Below are 9,919 nucleotides of genomic sequence, written 5' to 3'. Positions count from 1 at the left end.
TTACAGGTTGGCAGGTGTTGCACTTCACTTTTGAATCCGCCCTTCTAAAAATCGCGCATTGCACGGCATAATGCCAGAGCTCAGCTACGCGTTTGTGGTGAAGGTAACTAGCCATCGTCGGGCGATTTGCCAGACGGAAATAGATTGAGTGACATCGACGGCACGAAACCGGCCCTGCGGCCACTCGCGCCAAGTCTGTCACGAGTGGCCGCAGGTCCGGTTTCGTGCCTGTAATCAGGGTATCTGAGCTCTTTTTATGGCCCAAAGCGAAGTCGAACTCGTAAAGTCAGTCATATCACCAGACGGAGGAACTGTTGACTCCTTACCCGATCTTGTGGCACTTTTCGGCGGACCGTTGTCAACCCCCAGCGAGATAACGGCCGGAGTCCCATCAAAGAGTTGCCGTGATGCGTATGTCCAGTGGCTTGCGGACAATGTGCCTGACGACAGATCCAAAATTCTCATGCCAGAGAGCTATGAGGACTGGAACAATTTCAATACTTACAGCGATTTACTGCTCTTCGAGGCAGACCTTGGGTACTTGACCGCAGCAATTGTGGTTTTTCTAGAAGCCCCTGGCTCAATTGCCGAATTGGGCGCCTTCTCTCAAATCGAATCCCTAAAAGACCGCTTAGTTATCGTCGTAACTGGGGATCGTCACCCCATCAAGTCTTTCATCAGCCTAGGCCCACTTCGCCAATTGGAAAAGAAGGATCGGGACAGCGTTTGCGTAGTTCCCGCTCAAGACCAAACCGAGATATTGAACGATATCAATGTCATCAATTATGCCGTTTTGAAGAAGAAAGCAAGCAACAAAACTAAACGAACATTTACACCCGAAGACAAACAACATCAGTTCGCCCTAGCTCTGGATCTTATTGCTCTTATCGAAATTGTGACATTTACAGATATCAAGCTACTGTTTGAACATTTTCACGTCAATGTCAACGAACACCGAATCGAGCAGATTCTCTTCACACTAGAAAAATCACAACTGGTTAGAAAGCGTAGGTACGGTGGAATCGACTACTTCGCGCCGACGGCGCGAGGGGCAAAGTATTTGGATTTCAAAGGCAAATCAACTGATGAAAAATTCAATCGTGCTCGACTGCAAGCCAAATTACTGACCAATCGAAACCCCACTGATCGAGGAAAAGTTTTTCAGAAATTTTTCCCGAAAGGAGCAGACGCATGAAGCTGCTCCAATTGCTCCTGCGCGAAGTTCCATTTGAAAAACAAGAGCTCTTAACGATCATTGCGACCGCGTCTCGACGGTATAAGGTCTATCAAATACCAAAAAAAGATGGAAAGTCAGTTCGGACCATTGCCCAGCCTGCGCCAGAGGTGAAGCTTTTGCAACGCATCTTGCATGAAAAGTTAATTGGAAAATGGCCGATTCATAAGGCAGCAACTGCATATATATCAGAGCAGTCAATCGCAGATCACGTTCGCAGACATGTCAACTCCAAATATCTCCTAAAACTCGATTTCAAAAATTTCTTTCCATCTATCACCGCCGCTGACATCAGGCAACACGCGAGACGTCACTCAAAACTTGGTGAAGATGATTTAGATATTTTTGTAAATATCGTCGCATGGCGAAATAATTTAGACCACAGTTTTTGTTTGTCCATTGGCGCCCCATCATCTCCAGCGATATCAAACTCCATGATGTTTGAGTTTGATGAAAGCATTAGTGCCTTTTGCAAGAAAAAGGAAGTCACATACAGTCGATATGCCGATGACCTCGCATTCTCAACAACGCACAGAGATACGCTCAAGGAGGTAGAAGCAGAGGTACATCGGCTGACCTTATCGATTCAGTCTCCAAAACTCACCATAAACGAGAAGAAGACGGTGAATGTCTCCAAAAAATATAATCGATCACTCGTTGGACTAACGATCACCCCAGATCAAAAAGTGTCGTTAGGAAGGGAACGGAAACGCGATATTCGTGCCAAGTTATACCTCTACGGCAGGGGATATTTGAATGGGGAAGATGTTGCTCACCTTCGTGGCCTGCTGGCATATGCATGGTCAATTGAGCCGACGTTTATATTGTCTTTAGCGGAGAAGCAAGGAAATGAACTATTTGCAAAATTAGAGTTACCGTTTAGGAATTTGAAGGATTGACATGCAAACCCAATCCATCCTCCACTTCTGGTTCGAAGCACAAAATAGGGTCAGGTCTTGCCTTTTTCCGAGTAAATCCATGAGCATCATCTCGGCGCCCACTTACAACCTCGACCCCGCACAGGCCGCATTGGCAGCCCTCTCACGCGCAGGTTTGCGCGCAGCCGAGGATGCCCGTCGCACAAACACCTACATGGTGTTAGAAGAAAATGGCAAAGTGCTACGCGAAAGCTCGGAAGAGTATTTGTGCAAGCGCACCGAGTCCGCCTCACGGTCAAACTCCAAGCACAGCGCATGATCGAAAAGACCAGCATGCACCTCGCCATCGCCCAACACCGCCCCGGCATTGCCGCCATCTGCCAGCGCTACGGCATTCAGCGGCTGGAGGTATTTGGCTCGGCTGCGCGGGCTATTGACTTTGACCCGGCCCGCAGTGACGCCGATTTTCTGGTGGAGTTTGCGCCGGGCGTTCAGCCCGGGCTCAGCGCGATTTTTGGTGCCAAAGCCGATTTGGAGGCCCTGTTGGGACGAGGTGTGGATCTAGTGGAGCCGGGCGCAGTGCGCAACCCCTATGTGCTGGCCAGCATCAACCGCCACCGCGAGGCGGTCTATGCAGCGTGACCCGCGCGCCTTTTTGTGGGACGTGCGCGAGTCGACGTTGGCGATCGAGTCGTTCACCAAAGGCATGGACGCAGCAGCGTACGAGGCCAACCCGATGGCACAGGCCGCAGTGGAGCGCAAGTTTGAAATCATTGGCGAAGCGCTCAACCAACTGTCAAAGCTGGATGGGGCCATGGCGGCCCGCATTCCTGACCTGGCGCAGATCGTGGCGTTCCGCAACCAGCTCATTCACGGCTATGCCACGGTGAACGTGAGTACCGTGTGGAACATCACTCAGACTGCCCTGCCTGCATTGCTGCAGGCGGTACAAACTCTGCTGGACGAGCAGGGTTGAGTCCTCCAACCGCAACGCCATCCTGGGCCGCAACTCCAGGCCCGAGGAGCTGGTGTTCTTGAGTGAGCCGGGGTCTTCCTTCTAACGCTTCAAGCCAGGTTTGCTACGTTTTTAGTAGCATTTAGCGCTATCTCCATAAGCGCCAGAGCCTGATTTGATGCTCAGCGGCAGCCCGCCTGACACACCCCAGGCCATGCGGCCCAACGGATGCGTGCGGCACGTACGGCACCTGTGGCCCACGGCGCGTCATCTTTCACTGCAGGGCGAAGTCTGCCCGCGTGACGGTGGACGCCGGGCGTTTTGAGATACAAACACCGCCATGCCTCACACCCAGACCCTGTCGCCCACCTTCACCCCCACCTTTGCCCACGTGCCGCCCGGCCCGCTAGCGGGCCCCTTGCGGTTGTTGCCAGTCAACGCCGAGATGGTGGCGGTGCACACGGCCAATGGCGCGCATGTGGGCTCGCTCAAGAAAGTGGGCGGGGTCTGGAAGTTCAAGGCCATGGGCTACGGCGCTTCAGGGGGCATGGAGCCCGGCCACGGCCCGCTGACGGAGCAGCACAACATGCAGTTCGCCACCCCTGACGCCACCGAGGTGAGCGCCCGGCTGCTGGGAGCGCTGGGGAGCGCGTTGTAATTCCATTTCAAAATCATCCGTGTCGTTGTTGCTTCGCCTTGTCGTGCTACAGCACTGCCTGCGGCCTCGCGCCTAGAAACGAATGATCTGGAAATGGAATAAGAGCCACCGTTCCAAGCCGATGGGCGGCGTTTATGAGTGCGCCGGGCCCTCGCGCTAGTCAATGCGCGCGCAACGCTATATTTTTCGTAGCGGCTTGCGCAATATTCATAAGCGCCGGAGACCGATTTTTTACAAAATGGCCTGCTCCGCTAAACTTCCACCCATGCGCCCTTCCCAAGCCCTCCGCCAGCACCGTGAAGCCGTTTGCCTTGCAGCAGCGCGCTACCGCGTAGTGAACCCTCGGGTATTTGGTTCCGCGCTGCGGGGGGATGACAGCGATGGCAGCGATCTGGACTTGTTGGTGGACGCTCTGCCCGGAACCACGCTGCTGGATCTGGGTGGTCTGCAAGACGAACTGCAGGAGTTGCTGGGCGTGCAGGTCGATGTGCTCACCCTCAAGGACTTGCCAGCCAGGTTCCGGGATATTGTTGCCCAGGAAGCCCGGCCTGTATGACCGTGAACCGGTTGGCGGATTATCTGGACCATATGCGCCAGGCCATTGCCGACGCGCAATCGTTCACCGAAGGCATGGCCCAGGCGGATTTCGAGCAAGACAAGCGCACCCAGCAAGCGGTGGTCATGAGCCTTATCGTTCTGGGTGAAGCGGCCACCAAGGTGATGGATCAGCATTCCGCTTTTGCGGCAGAGCACAGCCACATCCCTTGGCGCAGCATGCGTGGCATGCGCAACCGCATTGCCCACGGCTACTTTGATATCAATCTTGAGGTGGTGTGGGACACCGTTCAAACCGCCTTGCCGACTTTAAAGACTCAGCTCGACGCCTTGCCGTCAATTTGATCTCACCCTGCAATGCGAGACCGTTCCATGACTGAAGAGCCGGCATTTCGGAGCGCGCCAAGCTCGGCATTCTGACTTGGCAGGTGCCCATTTCGCTACTCTTTTCATAGCTTCAAGCGATTTAAATCTATGGGCGCTAGAAACCAAATTCATTCAAACTTCACCATCAACATGAACTTCGCAGACCGCCTCCAACAACTCCCCTCCGCCAGCCACCTTGCCGCCCTGCAATTGCTGGGCGCGGACGGCCAGATGCTCGCCACCATCGAGAACAAGCCCGGCCAGACCGGTTCGCTGGTGGTGTATGCCGCGCTGGCGGCGCTGTATGGCGGCCGCATCACGCCGGCGGCGGCCAGCTTGGGGCTGGAGTGGTATGCCGAGCATGTGGCCGATGCGCGGGCCTTTCCGGGCAAGCACCCCAACATCGACCGGCTGCTGGCCTGGGCGCAGGGCAGCGAGAGCTACCGCGCCCAGCCCGTCGCCGCGTGATGGCCAGGTGGCGGCGGGTGCTCTTTTGGTTACAGGGTGTCGAACACGCCACGGTCCATTCGTCGTAAAAAGGTGGTCGGTTGATCGCCGCACATGGGTTTGCCCACCGCTTTTCGACTGAAAGGACACCGACCATGACCGCCACCGGCCCCACCACGGGCACCGTTACCCTGCACCGCGTGTTGCGCGCGCCGCCCGAGCGGGTGTACCGCGCCTTTCTGGACCCCGACGCCATGGCCAAGTGGCTGCCGCCGCACGGGTTTACGGGGCGCGTGCTGAGCCTGGATGCGCGCGTGGGCGGCAGTTACCGCATGCAGTTCACCAACCTGGGCAGCGGCACCATGCTGGCGTTTGGTGGCGAATATCTGGAGCTGGTGCCAGGCGCGCGCATCGTCCACACCGACCGCTTTGACGACCCCCACCTGCCGGGCGAAATGCGCACCACGGTCACGTTCAAGGCCGTGTCGGTGGGCACCGAGCTGGCGGTGGTGCAGGCGGGCATTCCGGCGGTCATCCCCACCGAGGCGTGCTATCTGGGCTGGCAGGCGTCGCTGCAGTTGCTGGCGCTGCTGGTCGAGGCGGAGATACCGGACTGACACCCGCTGCGGCAGGTGCGCGTGCAGGGCGCGTGCAGAGCGCGTGCAAGGGGTGTAGCCTGGCGCGAGCGCGGGGGGTGCGGCAGACTGGCGCAACGCACCATCGCGATGATTGGTGGGCTTAGCAAGCTATATTTTTGATAGCTAATGGCGCTTATCCCTGCTGCGCAAAGTGCACATTTGCCATCAAATTCGGTTACCCTCGCCGCCTTATCATCAAGGAACCCGCCATGAAAAAACTCAACGTCACCATCCAGCTTGAAATGTCCGTGCCGGACGACTGGGAACTGGTGGGAACGTCCGAAGGCACGCCGGTGCTCAAGCTGCCCAATGGCGTGTTCATGGATGTGGCCATCGAGCCGCTGTTTGCCAGCAACCCCGAGGAAACCTGGAGCAGCACCGATGACGACGATGTGCTCAACGACATTCTGGACATGGTGGAGAGCGAGGCGGTGACTTACGAATTTGTGACGCACTGAACTTCGCCGCAGAGGTGCGGATGCGCGGGCGGGGTGCCCCGCTAAACTGGGGTCCATGCCCACACCGCGCAGTGGCCTCACCCTGCAACTGCAACTGCGCCAGCACTTCACCCACCATGCCCCCATTCCGCGCTTGCCCCCGCCCCCTTGCACTGAACCGCCGCACCGCACTGCTCGGCACGCTGGGGCTGCTGGCCTTGCCTGCAGGCCCAGCGGGCGCCACGGCCGCACGGCCCGCCCACCCACCCCACCCACCCGACTGGCCGCGCACCTTGCAGGTGCCCGGCGGCGTGGCGCGGCTGTCGCTGGGCCCGGCGGCCACGCGCCCGGTGGCGCAGGCGCGCCAGGGCAACACCGATGTGCCGGTGCTGGTGGTGGGCGATGCCATCGAGTGGACGGCCGTGGTGGGCATACCGCTGGCGGCCGTGCCGGGCGATGCGCACATCAGTGTGGTGCAGGCCGATGGCGGCGGCGCGAGGCAGGTGCCCTACACCGTGGCGCCCAAGCAGTACCAGGAGCAGCACCTGAAAGTGTCGCCGCGCACGGTGGACCTGTCGCCCGAAGACCAGGCCCGCTATGAGCGCGAGCGCGACCACCAGGCGCAGGTGATGGCCACGTTCAGCGAGCAGCCCGCGGGCGGCGCGCTGCAGTCGCTGCGCATGCAGGTGCCGGTGCCGGGGCGGCGCTCCAGCTCGTTCGGGCTGCGGCGCGTGTTCAATGGGCAGGCGCGCAATCCGCACAGCGGCATGGACATTGCCGCCGCCACGGGCACGCCCATCGTGGCGCCGCTGCCGGGCAAGGTGATCGATGTGGGCGACTACTTCTTCAATGGCGGCACCGTGTGGCTGGACCATGGCCAGGGCCTGCTCAGCATGTATTGCCACCTGAGCAGCATGGACGTGCGCGTGGGCGATGTACTGAAGGCCGGCGAAGCGTTCTGCAAGGTGGGCGCCACCGGCCGCGTGACGGGCCCGCACCTGCACTGGGGCGTGATGCTGAACCGCGCCATGGTGGACCCGGCACTGTTTGTGCCCGCATGAACGCGCACCGGGGCCGCGCGCCCGCAACCAAAAATTCGACCATGTCCGTAGCAACCCCTTCCCACCAACGCAGCCGCACAGCGTGGCGCCTGGCACTTGTGTCGGCAGCGCTGGCATGCACAGGCTGCGCCGTCGTGGCCGTGGCCGATGCAGCCATCACGGTGGCCGCCACCACCGTGAAGGTCGGCGCCACCGTGGTGGGCGCGGCGGTGGATGTGGGCGCCGCCGGCGTGCGCGCCGTGGCGGGCAGCGACGACGACGACGAATGAGCGCCGGTGCGGCGACCCCGCCGCCCGCTATGCCCGCCTTGCCATGAACCTTGCCCCCCGCCGCCCCACCCTGGCAGGCCCGTCGTCACGCAGCCCCGTGGCGCCGCGCACCTCGCCACCCACCTCGTCGCCATCCACCCCGGCGCGCCTGATCCGCTTCAACAAACCCTATGGCGTGCTCAGCCAGTTCACCGCCGAGGGCAAATGGCAAGGCCTGAAGGACTACATCGACCTGCCCGGCGTGTATGTGGCCGGGCGGCTGGATGCCGACAGCGAAGGCCTGCTGCTGCTGACCAACGACGGCAAACAACAGGCCCGCATTGCCGACCCGCGCTTCAAGATGGAGAAAACCTACTGGGTGCAGGTGGAGGGTGTGCCGGATGAAGCCGCGCTGGCCGCGCTGCGCGGTGGCGTGCAGCTCAACGACGGCCCCACGCTGCCCGCCCGCGCACGCCTGCTGGAGCCAGCGCCCGAGGTGTGGGAGCGCAACCCGCCCATCCGCGAGCGCCGGGCCATCCCCACGGCATGGATCGAGCTCATCATCCGCGAGGGCCGCAACCGCCAGGTGCGCCGCATGACGGCTGCGGTGGGCCACCCCACGCTGCGGCTGATTCGCGCGGCCATCGGGCCCTACACGCTGCAGGGGCTGGCGCCGGGCGCCTGGGCGGGCTGAGAGGCTGAGCAAAACGCCTGCACCGGCCCACGGCAATGGCTTCAGACGCCAGCCAGCGTCTTGAAGGTATTCAGCACGGCGGGCCCGTTGAACGGTTTCACGATCCAGCCGCGAATGCCCGCGGCCTTGCCGCGTTCCTTCATGGTGGGCGAGTTCTCGGTGGTCAGCATGATGATGTTCACGGTGCTGTTGCGCAGTTCGCTGCGCACTTTCTCGACCATGGTGAGCCCGTCCATGTTGGGCATGTTCACATCGCAGACGACCAGCTTGATGGCGGGGTCTTGCCGCAGCTTGGCCAGGCCGTCCACGCCATCGACGGCAAAAGCCACCTTGAAGCCGTTCTTGGTCAAAAAGTCGCCGAGTTCGTTGCGAACGGTGCTGGAGTCGTCCACGATGAGTACGTTTGCCATGTCAGTTGTCCTTGGATTGCAGGTGTTGGAAGCGCGGGGAAGGCGGGCGTCAGAACAGTTCCAGTTCCCCGGTGCTGACGGGTTGCTCTTCGGCCTTCCATTCGAAGTCCATGGGTTCATAGACCCGCGCGCACAGCGAGGCATGCAGGCGCAGGCCATCGGGGGTGTCCACCCGAAAATGCTGCAGGTGCTGCGCACCGAGATGATCGAGGTGGGGCAGGCTCCGGATGTCCAGGATCTGCGGGGTCGAGAGACCCAGACCGTCGTAGAAAGCGCCCAGCTCCCGGTTGAGGGTGCCGCAGCACATGTTGCCGCTTTCGCAGATGGCGTCGATGAAATCCTGGTGGGTCATAGACTCGGGTGAGCGCTGGCCCATCTGCGCCATGTAGGCCTTCATGGGCGCCGACTCATCGAAATGCAGCGCCGTTATGATGCGAAACGTGTAGGAAGCGATGGTGAGCACCACCATGCGCGTGCCGGTGCCGCCTGCGATGGGGTCCATGGCTTGGATGTCAACGCCGGGGGCGCCACCCGCAATGCCATGGCGCAAGCCCAGCAGCATCATGCGGTCCAGGCTGGCCTTGGCGCGGGCACTGATTTCGGGAACTCGGTTCATGCGTGCAGTGCCGCCTGGACTTTTTGGTTGGTCAACTCCAGGGCGCTGGCCGTGTTGATCACCATCTTGCCGCCGGCCTGCATGTCCTGGAAGACCGTGGTGGCGATCAGGTCGTTTTTGTAGAGGTTGTCGCGGTAGTGCTTGGAGAGGGCTTCGGCCCGCACCGACAGCTCCCGCATTTCATTGGCGACCACGGCGAAGCCCCGGCCCGCCGCGCCTGCGCGGGCCGCCTCGATGGAGGCATTCAGCGCCACGATGATCATCTGCGAAACGATGCGCGCGAAATCGTCGTTCTTCTGGTGCATGTCCTTGTTGTGGGCCACCAGCTGGCTCATGTCGGCGTGCCAGCGCTCAAACGTCTTGCTGATGCCCTGCAGTTCCGCCAGCGAGCTGGCAAGGGCCGTCGTGTGCACGGTGGCGCCCTCCACCAGCGACTGGGTTCTGGCCTGGGCGCTGTATTCCAGCGCCTGCAGTTCGCTGGGCAGGCGCTGCAGTGCCATTTGCAGTTCATGGTCAGTCTGTTGCAGCGCCAGCTGCAGATCTTCGATCTGTGCCTGCCACTGTGCCTCAGCCTCCCGCTGGGGCGCGCCATGGTCGATGACGGGGACGAGCTGGGCACGCTGGCGCGCCCTGCGCGCAAACCACCAGCCCGACACCAGAGCGCCGGCCACGGCGCCGCCCACGAAGAAAATCAGCATGTCCATGGGAATGTGCTCCGGCGC

At 60.6% G+C, this 9,919-nt stretch carries 17 protein-coding genes; 14 read left to right on the top strand and 3 right to left on the bottom strand.

Annotated elements, in window-relative coordinates:
- Positions 1 to 256: 256 nt before the first annotated feature.
- From J8G26_RS15000 to J8G26_RS14935, 14 genes are all read left to right on the top strand, one after another.
- A complete protein-coding gene (locus J8G26_RS15000; RefSeq protein WP_210569897.1) occupies positions 257 to 1,195 on the top strand; it encodes a retron St85 family effector protein in 939 nt (312 codons plus the stop codon).
- Complete coding sequence (locus J8G26_RS14995) at positions 1,192 to 2,133, top strand: retron St85 family RNA-directed DNA polymerase (protein ID WP_210569893.1); 942 nt, start codon at positions 1,192 to 1,194, stop codon at positions 2,131 to 2,133. Before J8G26_RS15000 ends, J8G26_RS14995 begins: the two co-directional genes overlap by 4 nt.
- A 1-nt stretch (position 2,134) precedes the next feature.
- The gene (locus tag J8G26_RS14990) at positions 2,135 to 2,431 is read left to right on the top strand and encodes a hypothetical protein (RefSeq protein ID WP_246881421.1); all 297 of its coding nucleotides are present in this window, start codon (positions 2,135 to 2,137) and stop codon (positions 2,429 to 2,431) included.
- Positions 2,428 to 2,754: a nucleotidyltransferase domain-containing protein gene (locus J8G26_RS14985; RefSeq protein ID WP_210569891.1), complete on the top strand. Its 327-nt coding sequence runs from the start codon at positions 2,428 to 2,430 to the stop codon at positions 2,752 to 2,754. The genes J8G26_RS14990 and J8G26_RS14985 overlap by 4 nt, the downstream gene beginning before the upstream one ends.
- Positions 2,744 to 3,088: a HepT-like ribonuclease domain-containing protein gene (locus tag J8G26_RS14980; protein ID WP_210569890.1), complete on the top strand. Its 345-nt coding sequence runs from the start codon at positions 2,744 to 2,746 to the stop codon at positions 3,086 to 3,088. The genes J8G26_RS14985 and J8G26_RS14980 overlap by 11 nt, the downstream gene beginning before the upstream one ends.
- A gap of 319 nt (positions 3,089 to 3,407) precedes the next feature.
- Positions 3,408 to 3,725, top strand: a complete 318-nt coding sequence (locus tag J8G26_RS14975; RefSeq protein WP_349238327.1) for a hypothetical protein — start codon at positions 3,408 to 3,410, stop codon at positions 3,723 to 3,725.
- 265 nt (positions 3,726 to 3,990) lie between these two features.
- Positions 3,991 to 4,281 carry a nucleotidyltransferase domain-containing protein gene (locus tag J8G26_RS14970; RefSeq protein ID WP_087746675.1) on the top strand — a complete coding sequence of 97 codons (291 nt, stop codon included), beginning with the start codon at positions 3,991 to 3,993 and terminating at the stop codon, positions 4,279 to 4,281.
- A complete protein-coding gene (locus J8G26_RS14965; RefSeq protein ID WP_087746677.1) occupies positions 4,278 to 4,625 on the top strand; it encodes a DUF86 domain-containing protein in 348 nt (115 codons plus the stop codon). The genes J8G26_RS14970 and J8G26_RS14965 overlap by 4 nt, the downstream gene beginning before the upstream one ends.
- A gap of 171 nt (positions 4,626 to 4,796) precedes the next feature.
- A complete protein-coding gene (locus J8G26_RS14960; RefSeq protein ID WP_210569887.1) occupies positions 4,797 to 5,114 on the top strand; it encodes a DUF2322 family protein in 318 nt (105 codons plus the stop codon).
- Positions 5,115 to 5,248: 134 nt separating this feature from the next.
- On the top strand, positions 5,249 to 5,710 hold the full coding sequence (locus tag J8G26_RS14955; RefSeq protein WP_210569885.1) for an SRPBCC family protein: 462 nt from the start codon (positions 5,249 to 5,251) through the stop codon (positions 5,708 to 5,710).
- 230 nt (positions 5,711 to 5,940) lie between these two features.
- The gene (locus tag J8G26_RS14950; protein ID WP_087746685.1) at positions 5,941 to 6,189 is read left to right on the top strand and encodes a hypothetical protein; all 249 of its coding nucleotides are present in this window, start codon (positions 5,941 to 5,943) and stop codon (positions 6,187 to 6,189) included.
- Between the two features lie 116 nt (positions 6,190 to 6,305).
- The gene (locus tag J8G26_RS14945) at positions 6,306 to 7,229 is read left to right on the top strand and encodes a peptidoglycan DD-metalloendopeptidase family protein (RefSeq protein ID WP_210569883.1); all 924 of its coding nucleotides are present in this window, start codon (positions 6,306 to 6,308) and stop codon (positions 7,227 to 7,229) included.
- Between the two features lie 41 nt (positions 7,230 to 7,270).
- On the top strand, positions 7,271 to 7,498 hold the full coding sequence (locus J8G26_RS14940; protein ID WP_210569881.1) for a hypothetical protein: 228 nt from the start codon (positions 7,271 to 7,273) through the stop codon (positions 7,496 to 7,498).
- Between the two features lie 43 nt (positions 7,499 to 7,541).
- On the top strand, positions 7,542 to 8,171 hold the full coding sequence (locus J8G26_RS14935) for a pseudouridine synthase (RefSeq protein ID WP_246881420.1): 630 nt from the start codon (positions 7,542 to 7,544) through the stop codon (positions 8,169 to 8,171).
- Positions 8,172 to 8,212: 41 nt separating this feature from the next.
- On the opposite strand, the gene J8G26_RS14930 is transcribed toward J8G26_RS14935, so the two are convergent.
- From J8G26_RS14930 to J8G26_RS19575, 3 genes are read right to left on the bottom strand one after another with little or no spacing between them, the layout of a single operon-like run.
- The gene (locus J8G26_RS14930) at positions 8,213 to 8,581 is read right to left on the bottom strand and encodes a response regulator (protein WP_087746691.1); all 369 of its coding nucleotides are present in this window, start codon (positions 8,579 to 8,581) and stop codon (positions 8,213 to 8,215) included.
- 49 nt (positions 8,582 to 8,630) lie between these two features.
- The gene (locus J8G26_RS14925; RefSeq protein WP_087746693.1) at positions 8,631 to 9,197 is read right to left on the bottom strand and encodes a chemotaxis protein CheX; all 567 of its coding nucleotides are present in this window, start codon (positions 9,195 to 9,197) and stop codon (positions 8,631 to 8,633) included.
- Positions 9,194 to 9,901 carry a methyl-accepting chemotaxis protein gene (locus J8G26_RS19575; protein WP_210569879.1) on the bottom strand — a complete coding sequence of 236 codons (708 nt, stop codon included), beginning with the start codon at positions 9,899 to 9,901 and terminating at the stop codon, positions 9,194 to 9,196. Before J8G26_RS19575 ends, J8G26_RS14925 begins: the two co-directional genes overlap by 4 nt.
- Positions 9,902 to 9,919 lie beyond the last annotated feature (18 nt).

This window comes from Acidovorax sp. JG5 (assembly GCF_017939685.1).
Lineage (GTDB): Bacteria > Pseudomonadota > Gammaproteobacteria > Burkholderiales > Burkholderiaceae_C > Acidovorax.
This window is presented reverse-complemented; position numbering and strand designations above follow the sequence as displayed.